Source organism: Westiellopsis prolifica IICB1 (genome assembly GCF_004323185.1).
In the GTDB taxonomy this organism is placed as follows: Bacteria; Cyanobacteriota; Cyanobacteriia; order Cyanobacteriales; family Nostocaceae; genus Pelatocladus; species Pelatocladus prolificus_A.
Genome location: NZ_NAPS01000004.1, coordinates 1 through 21,771, shown reverse-complemented (window position 1 = coordinate 21,771; position 21,771 = coordinate 1). Strand labels below are relative to the sequence as shown.

Annotated in this window: 5 protein-coding genes; all 5 read left to right on the top strand. The window is 41.0% G+C overall.

Translation table 11 applies throughout. The features are described 5' to 3' along the window. Window positions 1-1,107, top strand: a 1,107-nt coding sequence (locus B4U84_RS27540; protein WP_242677734.1) for a phosphopantetheine-binding protein, incomplete at its 5' end; no start/stop codon positions are given. A 149-nt stretch (window positions 1,108-1,256) separates the two neighbouring features. Further along, on the top strand, window positions 1,257-2,300 hold the full coding sequence (locus tag B4U84_RS27535) for an inosamine-phosphate amidinotransferase (protein WP_017308562.1): 1,044 nt from the start codon (window positions 1,257-1,259) through the stop codon (window positions 2,298-2,300). Between the two features lie 51 nt (window positions 2,301-2,351). Continuing rightward, complete coding sequence (locus B4U84_RS27530) at window positions 2,352-3,293, top strand: class I SAM-dependent methyltransferase (RefSeq protein ID WP_131121327.1); 942 nt, start codon at window positions 2,352-2,354, stop codon at window positions 3,291-3,293. Between the two features lie 1,470 nt (window positions 3,294-4,763). Next, window positions 4,764-13,796 (top strand): type I polyketide synthase, encoded by a 9,033-nt coding sequence (locus B4U84_RS27525; protein ID WP_131121326.1) that lies wholly within the window; start codon window positions 4,764-4,766, stop codon window positions 13,794-13,796. Then, window positions 13,793-21,771: non-ribosomal peptide synthetase (locus tag B4U84_RS27520; protein ID WP_131121325.1), on the top strand; the 7,979-nt coding region annotated here is incomplete at its 3' end. The genes B4U84_RS27525 and B4U84_RS27520, both read left to right, overlap by 4 nt.

Genomic DNA, 21,771 nt, shown 5'->3' with positions numbered 1-21,771 from the left:
GACAATTCCTTAACACAGAGCGAACTGCGTCAATTTTTACAAAAAAAATTGCCAGTTTACATGATACCTTCAGCCTTTGTGATGTTGTCAGATTTGCCATTAAATCCTAATGGTAAGATAGACACCAAAAAATTACCGCTACCCGATGAGACATCGATAGTAGAATCAACCTATTTAGCTCCACGCAATCAAACAGAAAGCATCTTGGCTAACATTTGGCAAGAAGTCCTACAGGTTTCCAACATTGGAGTCAATGATAACTTTTTTGATTTGGGTGGTCATTCATTACAAGCAATGAATCTCATAGCACTAATTTATCAAGAGCTTGAGATAGAAATTCCTTTGTCAATGATTTATGACAAACCAACAGTAGCAGAATTGAGCGAGTATATCATTTACGCTCAAGAAATGAATATCCAACCGAAAGAACGTCCTTATATCGTTTTTAATCAACAGCGAAATCAAGCTGTGTTTTTATTTCCCCCAGCCCTGGGATTTGCCACAGCTTATGCAAATTTAGCTGATTATTTAAATGACTATACTATCTATACTTTCAGATATATTGCTGATGAAGCAAGTTTAGAAAAATATGCAGAATTGATAGATCATCTAACAGTAAATCAAGATATAAAATTGATGGGACATTCAGCAGGTGGTTTTTTGGCCATGTTAATGGCTCAAAAATTGGAAAGTCGCGATCGCATAGTTTCTGATGTCATTTTATTAGATACCTACAGAGGTGGTCGTGAAGCTAAACAAGCTGATATGTCAGAAATTAAAGAAGGTGTTGATACTTTCTTGTTAAATCCCAAACGCCAGGAATTAAGACGTTACTTTTTGGACAATCAAAAGTTACGCGATCGCACCTACAATCAAGTCTGGGAATACTTTAATTTTCTCTGGCATTCCGATATAAAAAATGTACAAATTAATGGCAATATTCATCTCATCCGTGCTGAGGGTAACTATGATGTTGAAGATGACTGGATACAAGCAACAAAAGGGCAAAGAATTAATCATTATGCCTATGGTGTTCATCGTGAGATGATTGATACCCCCTATATTCAGCAAAACGCCACTATTATTAATGCGATTTTAAATCAATAAAATGGGTTTGTTGCCAAAAATAGTCGATAATGTGGCTGATATATTTAGCAGCAACTAGCTAATAGCAAAGCAAATTTAGTTCATTGCACAGATAAGCTGATAAATTTTTCTACAGGTTTTACTTTTAAAATTTCTGATCAAAATAACATATGAGTAAAGTAAGAGTTGATAACGAATGGGACACACTCGAAGAAGTCATCGTTGGACGTGCTGCTAATGCACGTATTGCTTGTCCAGATCGAGGTTTGTTTGCAGTCGAATATAGAGATTATGGCAGCATTGAAAATATTCCTTCTGGTCAATATAGCGATCGCATAATTGAAGAAACTGAAGAAGATCTTGATAAACTTGTGTCTACACTACAAAGCCTTGGTATAGTAGTTCAGCGTCCTGACGTAGTCGATCATGCTATTAAGTTTCGCACCCCTGATTGGGAATCAGACGGCCAATACAATTACTGTCCCAGAGATCTGTTCATTGCAGTAGGAACATGGATTATTGAAGCACCAATGACGCTACGTGCAAGATTGTTTGAAACTATTTCATTCAAACCTATCTTGATGGATTATTTACAAAGTGGAGCTAGATGGATATCAGCCCCCAAACCCAGACTTGCTGATGAAATTTACAATATTCACGATTCTAGTATTTCAGCAATCAACAACTATGAGCCTCTATTCGATGCAGCTAACATATTGCGGTTAGGGAAAGATATTTTCTACTTGATTTCAGATACCGGGAACCGATGTGGAGCTTTTTGGCTGCAAACTATATTAGGCGAAGAGTATAGGGTGCATACCTATGACAACATTTACAGTGGAAGTCATCTAGACACTACTATTGCTCTCATTCGACCTGGTTTAGTTGTGGTAAATGCTGAACGAGTTGGTGAACAAAATCTACCCGATCTGTTCAAGGGTTGGGATGTGATTTACCTGACGGAAGTTGTTGATATTGGTTATACAGCAACATCCTATGCTTCTAAGTGGATTGGTATCAACCTCCTGATGGTAAATCCAAATCTGGCGATCGTTGATAAATCCCAAACTCCACTTATTAAACAGCTGGAAAAGCACGGTGTTGATGTTGTACAACTGCAACTCAGACACGCAAGAACCTTGGGAGGAGGGTTTCACTGTGTAACGCTGGATGTGCGACGAAAAGGCTCATTAGAGAGCTATTGTACTGCTTAAGATTTGTAATTCCAAAGGTAAAAAATAAAAATAAATAAGGAGAGTATAAAGTTGGAAAATATCGGTAAAATTCCCTTCAACGATGAATGGCGTAATCGCTGGATAATCATCAAAGAATTTATCCACAATCCCGCTCAGGAAATATCATTTTTACGAGACAACCTTCAGGTATCTGAACTTTATACAGGTATAGCAAAACGAGATCCTAATCTTCACGATCCAAATGTTCCCCAATGGCTCAATTTTGGCTATTGGAAAGAAGAAACTACTTATAACAAAGCTTGTGCTGCTTTAGCTCGTAAATTAGGAGAACTTGCAGAACTTAGCTCTGGAGATCAGGTTCTAGATGTTGGCTTCGGTTTTGGCGAACAAGATATACTGTGGATGCGTGAAAATAATGTTGGTTCAATTACTGGTATTAATACTACGGAATTACAAGTAGAAATTGCTAAAGAAAGAATAGCTAGGGCGGGATTAGCTGAACGAATACATCTCCATGTAGGTTCGGCTACAAAAATACCTTTTCCAGAACATTCTTTTAATAAAATTACAGCTTTAGAATGTGCTTTTCATTTTAATACTCGTGAGGATTTCTTTGCTGAAGCCTTTCGAGTTTTGCGTCCTGGTGGAAAGCTTGCATTAGCAGATTGCTTACCTAGAGTAGGACGAGATATTAACTTTTGGCTTCGCATCAATAGTAAAAAAATGTGTATTCCTTTCGCTAATCAATATAATCGACATACTTATGTTGAAAAACTTAAAAAGCATGGGTTTATAAATATTCAAGCTGTATCTATTAGTGAATATGTTTGGCCTGCTATGGTTCATTATTTTGCAAAGGTAGGCAAAGGGGTTAGTAAACATGATTTAGTAATTGATCTCCAGAAAGATAATCCAGGAATTGAGGCTTGGTCAAGAAATAAAGGTTGGTTTATGGGATTTGATGATTATGTTTTGTTTTCAGGAGAAAAAGCTAACAATGAAAAAATATAGGAATCCCGTTTGATTTTTGAAAATATTTTGACCTATGAGCTTTGGAAAACAAACTTTTGAGTCTCATATCAATTCTGTATGAAGATGCGCCTAATCATTTTAGGATTTAGCTCAATAAATAAAACAGGACTTACGCAAGATGTGACCGAAAACCTTATTCTTGCGTAGAGGTAATTCATGAATTACCTCAAATGCGCGTTATGTTTTGCGTAAGTCCTATAAAAAATCAACCGCCAAGAGCGCCTTATACCATTTCACGTTAATGGCGATACATATGAATCTTGTAGAGACGCGTTCGCTTTTAGCGTTCCCGCAGAGTAATTTCGCGTCTCTACACCGCCTGTATTTGTATCAAGATTTTTGTGAAATGGTATTAGACGCGCAAGCTTTAATACCAATTCTATATGAAGACGCATATAAAGACCCCTCCCCGCAAGCGGAGGGGTAAAATTCTATGCAGCTTCACGAAGAATTGGTATAAGTTTTGTTTCTATTTTTACTCTCAAAACTATTCAAACTCTGATTAAACATAGCTTTTAGCCTTATTCTACTGTTCAAACACTATTTGTAACTTTACTTAACTTGACTTATTGATATTTTATGTCACATTTGTTTACTTGTATTGTTAATATCTGTTACTTTTTTCTCCAATTTTTCTTTTTGCAATATTCTTTTTCATCTTTCAAACCTTTACCAGTTAACTATTTTAGCTTTTCACTCTTTTGTTAAAAAATATGTGATTATCAGGATAGTCTTGGTCAATTAGCGTAGGAATTGCTGATTGTAATTGGTGCAATGTGTCATTTAAATGTCTTAAATGTCTTAAATGTCTTAAATGTCTTAAATGTCTTAAATGCTATTGCATGTTTTTTGGTAAAACTGATTAAGTATACTGAAATTGCTATTGCATTTTAGTGGTAAAACTGAGATTATTTATGAGGTGAATTTAGGAAAAGCAACAAAAAGTTTATAGTTTTCAATCAAGGCAAATACATTTTATTGTCATTAGTTAATATTAAATTAACAATATCAGGGCAAACGCATCTAAATTCTAAACGCCTTGCCCAGCAAGGATTGAAATTTAAAAAAAACTAAAAATGAGTGAAATTTTTGTCCAGTAAGCATTTTAAAAATGAGATGCGTTTGCCCTGGGAGCATTCCAAATTTTTTCAGTGTACCCGGCTTGGGTTTAAATCCTTAGCTAACAGCACAAGTCGTCTTCAGACGACTTGATAAAATTAAATAGCCTGCTTAAATAGACTTTCACTATGAAAGATTTCAATTGCAGGCGGTTTTTTTCAACATTTGGGATGCTCACTTTGCCCTGGATAATTGAGTTAATATATTCCTGAAAGTAAGTCAAGAAATTGATGAGTTTTGTAGTGTTATTTATTTTTTAAACTAGCTTTTGTTGAGAGATTAACGTTCAAATCAGGGTGAATGTGGACTTGAAGAAGGATATAGAAAATAATGGAGTTAAATAATCGTAGTCAGTTGGGCTCTATTTCGAGTACTAAAAAAAACCAAATTACGGAACTAGAAGCTGCTATTAAGTCGAGTTTAATTGTCAGCGATTGTATAGTGATCGAGAGGCAAATAGAAAATTTTCCAAAAGAATTAGTTGCTTATGTCGTACCATCAACAATATTTACACGAGAAGAATTGTTATCTCACCTGCAAACAATTGTGCCTAGTGAATGGATACCGAGGGCAATTGTACCAGTATCAACTCTCCCGTTGACTGCACTAGGACAGATAGATGAAAATTCCCTGAGTCATCTAGAAATCAAAGACAAGGATTTAGTAGAGCGATGGTCTGAGCAAATCCAGTTATTACCCGAAGTTAAGCAAGTAGCAGTGGTAATGACTGAACAGGTACAACAGCAACAGTCACTGCGTCTATCAGACTTGCTTCCTAACTGGAAAACTGTCTACTTAGAAGAAAGTAATCCGACAGTTACATTCCAATCTTCCCGACCAATTATCAATCAACCTCTCAGTTCAAGCAAACTAGCTATTAGCCATGGCAGAGAATTCAAGCGAGAAAACAATGCTTCAAAAGTCCTTTCAGAAACACTACAAAAAACGGCTCTGCAATTTCCAGAAAAAGAAATAATTTATATTCAATCTGACGGTTACGAAACTATTCAATCTTATCAAAACTTACTATTAGATGCTCAAAAAATATTAGCTGGTTTAAGAAAATTAGGTTTAAAGCCATTAGACAAAGTAATATTTCAAATTGACCAAAGTCAAGATTTCATCCCCGCTTTTTGGGGCTGTATACTAGGTGGTTTTGTTCCAGTACCAGTTTCTATTGCTCCTGCCTATGAGCAGATTAACAGCGCTGTCAATAAATTGCACAATGCTTGGCAAATGCTAAAGCAACCAGTTATTCTGACAAGCTCAAGATTAGCTCAAAACCTGCGGGAGTTGCCAGCACTTTTAAATATAGAAAATTTTCAAGTAGAGACAGTAGATAATTTACGCAACAACAAACCAGATAGCAAAATTCATCAAAGTCAGGAAGATGATTTAGCACTGCTATTACTCACCTCAGGTAGTACTGGTTTTCCTAAAGCTGTGATGTTAAGTCATCGCAATCTGTTAAGCATGACTGTAGGTAAAGCTCAAATGAACAATTGCTCCAGTCAAGATATCGTCTTGAACTGGATGCCATTGGAACATGTGGGGGCAATTGTATCTCTGGGACTGTTAGCAGTGGATTTAGGTTGTCAGCAAATCCATGTGTCAACGGAATATATTTTGCAAAATCCCATCCGTTGGTTGGAATTGATTCAACGCTATAAAGCCTCGGTTTCCTGGACACCAAATTTCACTTTTTCACTACTCAATGAACGGGCAAGTGAAATTAACCAACGTTCATGGGATTTATCTTCCATGGGCTGTCTAGTCAACGCTGGAGAGCAAATAGTGCCGAAAACGGTTAGGCGCTTTCTGCATTTGCTACAGCCACATGGTTTGCCACCTAATGCCATTCGTCCCGCCTTTGGAATGTCGGAGACTTCCTCAGGTATCACCTTTTTGTCTGAGGGGTTTTCTTTGGAAAATTCATCAGACGATATGTCATTTGTAGAACTTGGTTCCCCCATTCCTGGAGCCTCGATTCGCATTACTGATCAAAATAATCAAATTGTTGCCGAAGGAGTGATTGGGAGATTTCAAGTCCAAGGGCTTTCAGTTACCTCTGGTTATTACGAAAATCCCCAACGCAATCAAGAGGCGTTTACCTCTGATGGATGGTTTAATACCGGAGATCTCGGCTATATACAGTCAGGACGGATTGTGCTGACTGGCAGAGATAAAGATGATATCGTGATTAACGGTATAAACTATTACAGCCATGAGATTGAATCAGTAGTTGAAGAAGTTGAGGGTGTAGAAGTTTCTTACACAGCTGCTTGTGCGGTGCGAGCTGATGATAATGCTGATCGACTGGCCATATTTTTTAGTCCGGCGATGACTGACCCAATTAGGGTGAAAAAACTGATCAAAAAAATTCGTGGGACAGTTGTCAAAAATATAGGGGTGAATCCGAATTACATTATTCCCTTGAAAAAGGAAGCGATTCCCAAGACGAGCATAGGCAAAATTCAGCGATCGCAATTGAGCCGAATGTTTGAAAATGGTGAATACGACACGATTATTCAACAACTAGGCATTAATTTAGATCATCCCAACTTACTCCCAGACTGGTTTTATCGCCGGATTTGGCGGCAAAAAGTATCTGTCACCCAAACAAGTGCCATCAGCGGTCACTTTTTGATATTCCTCGATCAATTGGGATTAGGAGAGTCTTTAGGTGCAGAACTCCAAAAGCAGGGTCAGTCGTGGATTGGTATTGAAGCAGGGGTAGAATTTAAGCAACTGAGCCATAACCGCTATCAAATTGCGCCAGACAATCCCGAACATTATCAGCGTTTGCTGTCTGTTGTGACAGCTAACAACTGGCAAATCGATAAAATTTTACACCTGTGGACTTATGATAGTTGCCTGAGAGAGATTTCCAGTCTAGAGTCCTTGGAGTCGTCTCAAACTCATGGTGTCTACAGTTTACTGTCCTTAATTAAAGCCTTAGCTGATATCCAAAAATCTAATCATCCTATTGATTTATTAGTAGTTTCTAATTATACGCAGATTATCTCAGCTAATGATGAGATTGCCTATGAAAAATCAACTCTGCTGGGGTTATTAAAAGTCATTGCCCAGGAAAATCCTATAATAATTAGTCGGCATTTAGACTTGACTATAAATGAAAATGCAGAAAATACCAAGCTGGTTCTGCAAGAATTGCATGTGTTGTCAGGGGAGTCTGAGGTAGGTTATCGCCACGGACAGCGTTGGATTCCTCGATTAGAGAAAGTGGATTTTCGCTCCTCACAAAAACAAGAGTTGCCGTTTAAATCAGGTGGGATGTACTTGATTAGCGGCGGTTTAGGGGGCGTTGGTGTGGAAATTGCGTCTTATTTGCTGAAGCATTATAAAGCACGGCTGTTGTTGGTTGGTAGAACTGACCTACCCGAAAGAAGTACATGGCAGACTTACATAGCACAATCCAACGCCGTATCTCAAAAAATCGCAGCTTATCAAAAACTAGAGCAGTTGGGAGGAGAAATCATCTATGAGGCAGTCGATATCTGCAATTTACCTCGATTACAAGAAGTTGTTGAACAGGCGCAGTCTAGCTGGGGATGTCAACTAGATGGGGTACTACATCTAGCGGGAAGTTATCAGGCGCGATCGCTCATCGAAGAAACTCACTCTAGTTGGTCAGCAGCCCTACGCTCAAAAGTTGGGGGAGCTTGGGTACTCAATCAATTACTAGTAGATTATCCCCAAGCAGTTTTCATCAGCTTTGCTTCAGTCAGTAGCCTTTTGGGAGGTGCTACTGTTGGCGCATTTGTCGCGGCTAACCAGTTTTTGGAGACTTTTGCACACTACCAACGCTCTGTGTGTGGATTGAAAAGCTATTGCTTTAGTTGGAGTCTCTGGGACGGTATCGGTATTAGCCAAGACTACCAAAAGAGTAAGTTAGCTCAAAAGGCGGGCTATCGCCCCATGTCTGCACAACAAGGATTGTATTCTTTGCTCATCGGCTTACACTACAATCAGGTGCAATTGTTAATTGGATTGGATGAAAGTAACCAATATATTCGTAAATACGTAGAAAATACTTACCCCTTAGAGAAACTTACTGCTTATTTTACTGCTAGCAGTAATTCCTTAGTTGAGGAGCAATTGTCCAAATTGGTAGTGTGCGATCGCTTTGGCACACCTAGTATTTGCAACTTTGTACAGTTAGAACAGATGCCATTAACCACAGCAGGCATCATTGACATAGAAAAACTCACCAAAGGCGATCTACTACGCACCTCAACCAATGACCAAGCACAACCAGCAACAGACATTGAACGCCAAGTTGCGACTATTTGGCAAGAAGTATTGGGTCTAGAAGAAATAAGTATTCATGATAACTTCTTTGAGCTAGGTGGACATTCGCTACTTCTGGTACAGACTCAGAGTAAGTTGCAGGAGTCCTTCGGTCGAGCAGTATCCATTGTGGATATGTTTAAATATGCCAGCATCAATGCTTTAGCTAAATACTTAAGTCAAGAGCAAACAGAATCACCTTCCGTAGTGCAAGGTCAAAAACGTGCTGAAGGTAGGAGTTCTCGCCAAGCTGTTAAGAAATCGGATATCGCCGTCATCGGGATGTCTTGTCGTTTTCCCGGTGCTAACAATATTGATGAATTTTGGCAAAATTTATGTAACGGCGTCGAATCAATTTCGTTCTTCAGCGAGTCAGAAATTATCAAAGCAGGTGTAGATCCGACATTAGTAAAAAACCCTAACTACGTCAAAGCCAAGCCAATATTATCAGATGTGGAATCCTTTGATGCTGATTTCTTCGGCTACAGCAGCAAAGAAGCAGAATTAATGGACCCGCAGCAGCGTCTTTTATTAGAGTGTGCTTGGGAAAGCTTAGAAAATGCTGGTTACAATCCTCTAACTTATGATGGTGCGATTGGGATTTATGCTGGTGCGGTGATGAATACCTATTTACTGAATAATATTTATCCCAACCGCTTTACTCTTGATGCTAACGATAATCTGCAAGTCGCGACGATGGACTCAATGGGCGGCTTGCAAATGATGGTTGCCAATGATAAAGATTATTTAACTACACGGATTTCTTACAAACTCAACCTGACTGGACCGAGTGTAAATGTACAAACCGCTTGCTCTACATCCTTGGTAGCAATTCACATGGCTTGTGCCAGCTTACTGAGTGGTGAAAGTGACATGGTTTTAGCTGGTGGGGTTTCTGTGAATGCACCCCAAAAAGTAGGACATTTGTATCAAGAGGGGATGATTGTCACTCCAGACGGTCATTGTCGAGCTTTTGATGCGCGCGCTCAGGGGACTATTTTTGGTAGCGGTGTGGGGGTTGTGGTATTGAAGCGCCTCGAAGATGCTCTAGCTGATCGAGACCACATTTATGCTGTTGTAAAAGGTTCAGCCGTTAATAACGATGGTGGTAAAAAAGTCGGCTATATGGCTCCCAATGGAGATGGTCAAGCAGCTGTAGTCACAGAAGCAATGACAATGTCTGGAGTGGATGCAGACACCATCAGCTACGTAGAAGCACATGGAACTGGCACACCTTTAGGAGATCCAATTGAAATTGGCGGATTAACCCAAGCATTTCGTGCTAGCACTCAATCAAAAAACTTTTGTGGTATTGGTTCAGTCAAAACTAATGTGGGTCATCTTCAGATTGCATCTGGTGTGGTTGGTTTTATCAAAACAGTCTTGTCACTTTACCACAAAAAAATTCCACCGAGTTTGCATTTTGAACAACCCAATCCCCAACTGGATTTACCCAATACTCCTTTTTACGTTAATACTACCCTCAAAGATTGGCAAACTCAAGATTATCCCCGTCGTGCTGGGGTGAATTCTTTAGGAATCGGTGGTACTAATGCCCATGTGATTCTGGAAGAAGCGCCAGAAATAGCACTGGGAAACAATAAATTTGAGCGTCCATTCCATTTACTTGCGCTCTCTGCCAAGAATGAGCAGGCTTTGGCACAGTTGCGACACCGTTATCGGGAATTCTTGACATCTAATACTGATGTATCCATTGCAGATGTTTGTTACACGGCAAATACAGGACGCGAGCATTTTAACCACCGTCTGGCTGTTGTAGGTGAGACTAGAGAGCAATTAGTAGAACAACTAGTATCTGCAAAGAACGCCCAGTCCAATAACAAGTCACCAAAAATAGCCTTTTTGTTTACCGGACAAGGCTCCCAGTACATCAACATGGGTCGCCAACTCTACAACAGCCAACCCATCTTCCGCCAAACTCTAGATCAGTGCAATGAAATTCTGCGTCCCTATCTACAACATTCACTGCTAGAGGTACTGTATCCCGAATTATCAGAAGGGGAAAATTTATCTGTTTCCCCTTTAGATGAAACTGCATATACTCAACCTGCCTTATTTGCAATTGAGTATGCTTTGTCTCAACTGTGGAAATCATGGGGGATTGAGCCAGATGTAGTTATGGGGCATAGTGTTGGTGAGTATGTGGCTGCAACTGTAGCTGGTGTTTTCAGCCTAGAAGATGGCCTTAAACTCATCGCCCAACGGGGACACTTGATGCAGCAATTGCCAGGTGGCGGTGAAATGGTTTCACTGATTGCTTCAGAACAAAGGATTAGGGAAGTAATTGCTCCTTATGCTCAGACAGTGGCTCTAGCTGCGATTAATGGTTCTGAAAGTGTGGTTATTTCTGGAGCTAGGGAAGATATTGCTATCATTTGTAAAAAATTAGAGCTACAGGGAGTGAAGACGAAGCGTTTACAAGTATCCCATGCTTTCCATTCCCCGTTGATGGCACCGATGTTGCAGGAGTTTGAGCAAGTAGCCAATCATGTCACCTACAATCAACCCCGGATACCACTAGTATCTAATGTGACTGGAAAACTAGCTGATGAACAAATTACTACAGCAGATTACTGGGTGAGTCATGTGCGTCAACCAGTACGTTTTGCTACGAGTATAGAGACGTTGCATCAGCTTGGGTATGAAGTCTTTTTAGAGATTGGTCCGAAGCCAATTTTGTTAGGCATGGGGCGTGAATGCTTAAAAGACAGTCAGGGTCTGTGGCTGCCTTCTCTGCGTTCGGGAGTGTCAGAATGGCAACAACTACTTTCTAGTTTGGCTGAGTTATACCTAGCCGGAGTCCAGGTCGATTGGTCAGCCTTTGAGGGTAACTATCCCCATAAGAAAGTTGCACTACCGAGCTATCCGTTTCAAAGACAGCGCTATTGGATTGAGAATGCACCACCTCACCATCAACAAGCAGAGGCTGGATTTGGAGAGAATATCCAAACTCCTATTGCTAAGTTTCTTGACCAGGGAAATACTGAAGAATTAGTTGAGCTAGTGCAGAAGGTGGGGAATTTCTCACCTGAACAGATAAAATTAATACCCGAAATCTTGGAAGTCTTAGTTAGGGAACATAAGCAACACCTGATACTAGACAATATCCAAGACTTGTGCTACGAATTAGTCTGGCGATTGCAACCGCATATACAACATCCCACAGAAATTAGCGATCGCCTACAACCTCAAGCAGATCATTGGCTAATTTTCGCTGACAATCAAGGTATTGGTCAGGAGTTAAGTACACTATTGCGATCGCAACAAAAAGCTTGTACCCTGGTTTTCCCTGGTACTGAGTATAAACAGATAGCAGACCAAGAATTCACCATCAACCCTGCCTTACCAGAAGACTTTCAGCGATTATTACTGTTCATGAGAACTGTTGAACAGGGAAGCAAATCTTTACCCAGCACCCAACTGCATGGAGTGGTTTATTTATGGAACCTAGATGCAGTTGAGGCAAATTCCCTGACCGTAACAGATTTAGAAGTTGCTTCCCAAATAGGATGTGGTGGTGTGCTTTTCCTTATCCAATCTTTAGTTAATCAAGGATTTACCCGTCCTCCTAGTTTATGGTTAGTAACTAAAGGAGCGCAACGAGTCGGTGTAGAATCTACCCTGGGAGGGATAGCCCAATCGCCTGTATGGGGATTAGGAAAAGTAATTACAAATGAGCATCCAGAATTTAACTGTACTCTGATAGATTTAGACCCACAAGAAAATCACAATGTCGAGAGCCTGTTTGCAGAAATTTGTTCATACAAGCCAACTAATAGTGAAACTCACATAGCTTTTCGCAATGGGCAACGCTTTGTGAACCGATTAGTACGCAGTAATAAAATTGCTAAACAATCGCTGCACCTCCAAAGCGATGCTACCTACCTGATCACAGGTGGTCTGGGTGAGATTGGTTTATTGGTAGCTCAATGGCTAGTAGAACATGGGGCAAAATACTTAGTCTTGGTAGGGCGTAGCAGTCCTAACGAAGTAGCTAAAGCAACCTTGAGACAGCTAGAAGAGTCTGGAAGTCGGGTTGTTGTCATGCAAGCTGATGTATCTTCAGAAAAGGATGCCAGCTCTTTACTGACTCAAATTAAAACATCAATGCCACAGTTAAGGGGTATTATTCATGCTGCGGGAGTCCTTGAAGATCGACTACTAATAGACCATCAATGGCAAGTGTTTGCCAAAGTTTTGTCACCAAAGGTAAGCGGAGCCTGGAATTTGCATACTCTTACCCAAGACATACCTTTGCACTTCTTCGTGCTTTTTTCTTCAGCTGCATCCATACTTGGTTCTGCTGGTTTAGCAAATTATGCTGCTGCCAATACCTTTTTAGATGCTCTGGCTCATTATCGCAGGTCGTTGAATTTACCAGGGTTAAGTATTAATTGGGGTCCGTGGTCAATGGTAGGGATGGCCAGAACTGCTGCAAACAGGGCTGAAAATCAATGGGAAAACAAGGGAATAAAGACTATAGAACCACAGCAGACATTAAGCGCATTGGAAAATTTGCTAACTCAAGATCTAGCTCAGGTAGGAGTGATACATCTTGACTGGTCGAAGTTTTTGCAGCAATCCTCCCACTCATCTTATCCCAGTTTCTTTTCCGAAATCGTTCCACAGGTACAGCCGCTTGCTATTACACAAGAGCAACAGCAAGTTAATCTTCCACAACTTTTAGACCAACTCAAAGCTAGTTCCCAAGAGCAAAGCCAGTCACTTTTGATTAGTTACCTGAACCAGCAGATTGGCAGAACTCTAGGAATAACTACATCTGAACTAAATATTGATGCGCCCCTAAACAAAATGGGACTTGATTCGTTGATGGCTGTCGAACTAAGAAATCGTCTCAGAACAGAGTTGGAAATAAATATCCCCATTGCAAAATTTTTAGATGGGGTGAGTATTCTTGGTTTAGCAAATTTCGTCACGAAACAAATTTTTGAAATTAATCCCATTTCAAATTTATCTGTTGCACCCGCGACTACATCTAGTAAAAAGAGCAGAATTAGAGGTAAATTATGAGTTTAACAGAGCTTCTCAAAGATCTTCTAGCAACAGGTATAGAATTGTGGGTTGATGGTGACGAACTATGCTATGAAGCCCCTGAAGATGTATTAACCCCTGAGTTATTAACCCAAATTAAGCGATATAAACCGGAAATTATCCGAATTTTATCTCAAGGTAGTGATCATGCTTCAACTTATTCTCTCTCTCATGGTCAAAAAGCAGTCTGGTTTTTATATCAATTAGCACCTACTAGTACGGCTTATAACGCCACATACGCAGCAAAATTAGTCACAAATTTAGATACTTCAGCTCTTAAGCAAGCAGCACAAGTCCTAGTTGAACGTCATCCGGTTTTAAGGACTACCTTTACAACCATTGATGGCGAACCTGTGCAAACCGTTCACGAAAACCAGCAAGTTGACTTTAGCATAGAAGAAGTTTTCCATTGGAACCAAAATGACGTAGATAACTGGCTGTCAGAAACAAGCGATCGCCCTTTCGACTTAGAACAGGGGCCGATATTGCGCTTTAATTTGTTAATTAATCACACCACAACCGATACATTAACCACAAAAGAACATATTTTATTAATTACGGTACACCATATAGTGGTGGATTTCTGGTCTTTGGAAATCATCGTCAGTGAACTCCGAACTTTGTATGCAGCAATTACAACAGGTGTAGCAGCCCAACTGCCTGTACAAAACTGTCAGTATCGAGATTATGTCAACTGGTCAGAGCAAATGCTCACAAGTTCAGAAGGGGAGCGTTTCTGGTCTTACTGGCAGCAACAACTATCTGGTGAGTTGCCATTGCTTAATTTGCCTACTGATCGACCAAGACCTGAGAATCAAACTTATAATGGTGCTTCTCACTTTTTTACTGTTGAAGAAAAACTTCTGCAAAAACTCGCAGAATTGGCAAAAAACGAAGGTGCGTCTCTTTACACAGTTATATTAACAACATTACAAATATTATTATTACGTTATACTAATCAAGAAGATATTTTAATTGGCTCTCCAATGGTGAATCGGAGCCATTCAGATTTTGAAAAAATTGTTGGTTACTTTACTAATCCTGTGGTCTTGCGAGCAGATCTAAAGGGAAATCCGACTTTCCAAGAGTTGCTTGGGCGATCGCGCTTAAGTGTGTTAAATGCCTTAGACAATCAAGATTATCCCTTTCCCTTGCTGGTAGAGCGGCTGCAACCTGTCCGCGACCCCAGCTTTTCACCACTCTATCAGGTAGCGTTGGCGTGGGATCGCTCTCACCAAAGTGACCAAGAAGTGTCACTTATGGATAGTGATGGGTTGATTGTGGAATCGATGATTCCAAAGACTAAAGGGGCTGCGCTTGATTTAACTTTAACCATTCTTGATGTACCGGGTTCCCTTAAAGGTACATGGAATTACAACACTGACTTGTTTGACGCAAGCACAATTGAACGGATGGTGGGTCATTTTGTGACCTTACTTGAAGCAATTGTGGCGAATCCACAGCAGCACATTTGCCAATTACCTTTGTTGACAGAATCTGAACAACAGCAAATATTGGTTGAGTGGAATAATACTCAAGCTGATTATCCAATAGACAAATGTATACATCAGTTATTTGAAGAGCAGGTAGCGCGTACCCCTGATGCAGTGGCGCTGATGTTTGACAATGTACAGACTCGAAATTTCGCGTCTCTAACATATCACGAACTGAATTGTCGTGCTAACCAGTTAGCGAATTATTTGCGCTCAAAGGGTGTGGGAGCGGATGTGCTGGTGGGTATTTGTGTGGAGCGATCCCTAGAGATGGTAGTGGGACTGTTAGGTATTCTCAAGGCAGGTGGTACTTATGTGCCACTTGACCCAGAGTATCCAACTGAGCGTTTAAATTTCATACTCAAAGATGCTCAACCGAAAGTGCTACTGATCCAGCATTCACTCCTGGACAAGCTACCTGAGTGTCAAGCGCAGCTTGTTTGTTTGGATACAGACGCTCAAGTGATTTCTCAGTTGAGTCAGAACAATCCAATCACTGTTATCCAAACTTCTAGCTTGGCTTATGTAATTTATACCTCCGGTTCTACAGGTCAGCCCAAAGGTGTGCAGATTTCACATCAGGCTGTGAGCAATTTCCTATTTGCCATGCAGCAGCGCCCAGGAATAACAAAACAAGATATACTCCTTGGCATCACTACTATTGCCTTTGATATTGCTGGGTTAGAAATTTTTCTACCTCTAACTGTAGGTGCATGTCTGGCCATAGCCCCTCGTGAGGCGACCTTGGATGGAAGACAGTTATTAGACTTGCTAGTTAAGTCTAAGGCAACAATCATGCAAGCAACTCCAGCTACTTGGAGATTACTCTTAGAAGCCAATTACCAATTTAACCAGCTAAAAATACTTTGCGGAGGTGAAGCTTTACCTTCGGATCTAGCCAATCAATTGCTTGCCTTGGGTGGTTCTTTGTGGAACCTTTATGGACCAACAGAGACTACTATTTGGTCATCAGTATGTCAGATCGAATCTCAGTTGAGCTTGATTTCCATCGGTCGTCCAATTAACAACACCCAATTTTATATCCTTGACCAAAATCAACAACCTGTACCAGTGGGAGTAGCAGGAGAACTACACATAGGAGGTGCGGGATTAGCAAGAGGATACCTCAACCGTAGCGAGTTAACACAACAAAAATTCATTCCTAACCCATTTGATTCGGCAACAGGAAGTAGATTATATAAAACGGGGGACTTGGCACGCTATTTAGCGGATGGCAATATAGAATACCTGGGACGTATAGACAACCAGGTAAAAATACGAGGATTTCGGATCGAATTGGGCGAAATCGAAGCCGTACTGAGCCAGTATCCGCATGTGCAAGCCAATTGCGTCATCGCCCGCTCAGACACCCCAACAGACCAACGTCTAATCGCTTACATCGTACCGCAGCCAGAGCAGACACCGACAACTAAAGAACTACGGCAATTCCTCAAATCGAAGCTACCAGACTACATGGTACCAAATGCGTTCTTCATCCTGGAATCGTTACCGCTAACTCCGAACGGCAAAATAGACCGACGCGCCTTACCTAGCCCAGATTTAACTCAACTCCAAGACAAATTTATAGCACCGCGCACCCCAATCGAAGAAATATTAGGGGTAATTTGGACACAAGTGCTGAAAATAGAGCAAGTGGGGATACATGATAACTTCTTTGAATTGGGAGGACATTCGCTACTAGCAACGCAACTGCTATCACGCATCCGCAGCAATTTTAAAGTGGAACTACCATTACGTAGGTTGTTTAATGCACCGACAGTAGCCGAATTGGGGCAAGTAATAGGGGAATTACAACAACACTCTAGTAAACAAATAGCACCCCCAATTGTAGCAGTTGACCGCAATACCGCCTTACCTCTGTCATTTGCTCAACAGCGTTTGTGGTTTTTAGACCAGTTAGAATCAAACAGTGCTTTTTACAACATCCCTGTCGGTTTGCGTCTTTTCGGTCAACTCCAACTCACGGCTTTGGAACAAAGCTTACAAGAAATCATTACTCGTCACGAAGCCTTACGCACCAACTTCATCACAGTTGATGGCAAACCAAGACAAGTCATTCACACAGAAACTACCTGGACACTCGATGTCGTTGATTTGCAGCATTTATCTACAACTGAAATTGAAATAGCTGCACAACAACTAGCGCAACAACAAGCGATTCAACCATTTGACTTCGCAAGTGAGTCATTAATCAGAGCCAAATTAGTGGTGTTATCGGATACAGAATATATCCTACTAGTGTGTATGCACCACGTCGTCTCTGATGGCTGGTCAATGGGTGTGTTTGTTGAGGAACTAGCAGCATTGTACAATGCTTATTCCATTGGTCAGCCGTCACCATTAGCACCACTACCAATTCAGTACGCAGATTTCGCAAATTGGCAGAGAAAGTGGTTAGTTGGGGATGTACTGCAAAGCCAATTGGATTACTGGCAACAACAACTGGCTTCAGCACCAGCTTTGTTGTCCCTGCCCACAGACCGACGCAGACCGCCTGTGCAGACTTTCTCTGGCGCACATATTGAGTTTGCCCTTTCTGTTGAGTTAACAGCTAAACTGACAAAACTGAGCCAGGAGCAAGGTTGCACCCTGTTCATGACGCTGTTGGCAGCATTTGATACCTTGCTTTACCGCTACACAGATACAGAAGACATTTTAGTGGGGACACCAATTGCGAATCGCGATCGCTCTGAGATAGAAGGGTTAATAGGGTTTTTTGTCAATACTTTAGTTATGCGGACTGATGTTTCAGGCAATCCCAGCTTCGGGGAATTACTGACTCGGGTTAGGGAAATGGCAATGGATGCCTATGCAATGCAGAATCTGCCGTTTGAAATGCTAGTAGAGGCATTGCAGCCAGAACGGGACTTAAGTCATACACCTTTGTTTCAGGTGATGTTTGTCCTTCAGAATGCGCCCAGAGAGCAAGTAGAGTTAGCTGGGTTAACTGTCAGTCGACTCAAAGTAGAAAGTGCAACTGCCAAGTTTGATCTGACCTTATTAATGGAGAACACCGCAACGGGACTGGTGGGTGTGTGGGAGTATAATACTGACTTGTTTGATACCAGTACTATTGAGCGGATGACGGGTCATTTTGTGACACTGCTAGAAGGGATTGTGGCAAATCCTCAGCAACAAATTTCCCAATTGCCTTTGTTGAGAGAATCTGAGAAAGAGCAGTTGTTGGTAGAATGGAATCGAACTCAAGCAGATTATGCAATAGATAAGTGTATACATGAGTTATTTGAGGAGCAGGTAGAGCGTACCCCAGAAGCAGTAGCAGTTGTGTATGACAATCAACAATTGACCTACCACCAATTGAATAGTCGTGCCAATCAGTTAGCGCATTGGTTGCAGTCGTTGGGTGTAGGACCTGAGGTACTGGTGGGTATTTGTGTGGAGCGCTCGCTAGAGATGGTGGTAGGAATACTTGGTATTCTCAAAGCAGGTGGTGCTTATGTGCCTCTTGACCCAGAATATCCAGTTGAGCGCTTGAGCTTTATGCTTGAAGATGCTCAAGTATCAGTACTATTGACACAACAGCATCTGCGTAAGAGACTACCTAGACACAAAGCACGCATACTTTGCTTGGATACTAATTGGCAACTGCTAAACCAGTTGAGTCAAAACAATCTTATCTCTGGTGTGCAAGCAGATAACTTGGCTTATGTGATTTACACCTCTGGTTCTAAGGATCAACCTAAAGGTGTAGCTAAGAATCAGCTTGGTCTTAGCAATTTCCTAGTGTGGCAATTACAAAATCTGAAAAAATCTAAGGTTGCAAAAACGCTGCAATTTGCTCCTATGAACTCTGATGTCTCCTTTCAAGAAATGTTCTCTACCTGGTGTTCAGGAGGTACATTATTCTTAACTGGGGAGGAATTGCACAAAGATCCATTAGCTTTGTTAGATTTTCTGCAACAACAAAGTGTTGAAAGGCTGTTTATTCCATTTGTTGAATTACAGCAACTAGCAGAAGTCGCTGTTGACAATGAATTAGTTAATAATTATCTCAAGGAAATTATTACTGCTGGCGAACAGTTGCAGATTACTTCCACCATTTCTTATTGGTTAAGCAAACTAACTGATGATTGTAGTTTGTACAGTTATTATGGACACTCAGAAAGTCATGTAGCCACCACTTTTACACTGACTAACTCAGCCCAGCCATGGCCGGTACTGCCACCCATTGGTCGTCCCATTCCTAACACCGAGATATATATCTTAGATAAATATCTACAGGCTGTACCTGTGGGTATACCAGGAGAATTATACATTGGTGGTGTTGCTTTGGCGCGGGGCTACCTCAACCAACCAGAGTTAACACAACAGAGATTTATCGCCAATCCCTTTAGCACGAACCCTGGTTCACGCCTTTACAAAACTGGGGATTTAGCACAGTATTTATCGGATGGCAACATAAAATACCTCAGATCTATTGACAATCAAGTAAAGAAACAGAGTTTCCGCATTGAATGGGGAGAAATTGAAGCAGTACTGAGGGAGCATGAACATGTGCAGACATGTTGTGTTATTGYCCGCGAAGACATCAGGGGTGATCAGCGCTTAGTTGCCTACATCGTAGGACATCAGGGCTGGACACCCATAATCAGTGAACTGCGGCAATTGCTCAAAGCAAAGCTACCAGAGTATATGCTGCCTAATGCTTTTGTGATATTGGAGGAAATGCCACTAACTCCTAGCGGCAAAGTGGATCGTCGTGCATTGAGAGTAATTGATTTACAAAACGATCTCACAGAAAAATATGTTGCCCCACGCACACCAACAGAAGAAATGCTAGCCCTAGTTTGGACACAAGTGCTGAAAGTAGAGCAAGTAGGGATACATGATAACTTCTTTGAGTTGGGAGGACATTCGCTACTGGCAACGCAAGTAGTTTCACGTATCCGGACTAGTTTCAAAGTGGAACTACCATTGCGTGAGTTTTTTGTAGCAGCAACAGTAGCTCAATTAGCACGAGCAATTGGGCAATTGCAGCAACAAAATCTACAAGAGTCTATCCCACCCATATTAAGGCGGGCAGAAAACGCAGAACTACCACTATCATTTGCTCAACAGCGGTTATGGTTTTTAGACCAGTTAGAATCGAACAGTGCGTTTTACAACATTCCTATCGCCTTGCGTTTCACAGGAAAATTGGAAGTTGATGCGTTATCACAAAGCTTACAAGAAATTATTGAACGTCACGAAGTCTTACGCACAAATTTGATTACGGAGAATGGACAACCAAGACAAGTAATTAACACACAAAGAAGCTGGACACTTGATGTAGTAGACTTAAAACACCTAGGGACAAAAGAAAGAGAAAGAGCTGCACAACAAGCGCAACAGCAAGCATATAGAGGATTTGACTTAGCAAATGAGTCATTAATCAGAGGCAGTTTACTGATATTGTCTGAAACAGAACATATCTTAGTGATATGTATGCACCACATAATATCAGATGGGTGGTCAATGGGTGTATTTGTGTTGGAATTAGAAGGACTATACAACGCTTATTGCCTAGGTGAAGATTCACCATTAACAGAACTACCAATTCAGTACGCAGACTTCGCGGTTTGGCAGAGAAAGTGGTTAGTAGGGGATGTACTACAAAATCAACTAGATTACTGGGAACAACAACTAGCTTCGGCACCAAGTTTGTTGTCCCTACCAACAGACCGACCGAGACCAGCAGTGCAGAGTTTCAGTGGAGGACATATTGAGTTTGCCCTTTCTGTTGAGTTAACAGCTAAACTGACAAAACTGAGCCAAGAAGAAGGTTGTACGTTGTTCATGACGCTGTTGGCAGCATTTGACACGCTACTATRTAGRTACACAGGAACAGAAGACATATTAGTAGGGACACCAATTGCCAACCGGGAGCATAGTGAAATAGAAGGGTTAATAGGGTTTTTTGTCAATACATTAGTGATGCGAACAGATGTATCAGGGAACCCAAGCTTTAAGGAGTTATTAACTAGGGTTAGAGAAATGGCAATGGATGCGTATGCAATGCAGAATTTGCCATTTGAAATGCTAGTGGAAGCATTGCAACCAGAACGGAACTTAAGTCATACACCGTTATTCCAGGTAATGTTTGCTCTTCAAAATGCGCCAAACCAGAACCTAGAGTTAACAGGGTTAAGTRTGAATTTATTGCCAATAGAAAATGCAACAGCGAAGTTTGACCTCACCCTATCGATGCAGAACACGGGTGATGGGCTGGTGGGGATGTGGGAGTATAATACTGACTTGTTTAATGCAAGTACAATAGAGCGGATGATTGGTCATTATGTGACCTTGCTTGAAGGTATTGTGAACAATCCTAGTGAGCAGATAGGGCAATTGCCTTTGTTGAGAGAATCTGAGAAAGAGCAGTTGTTGGTAGAATGGAATCGAACTCAAGCAGATTATGCAATAGATAAGTGTATACATGA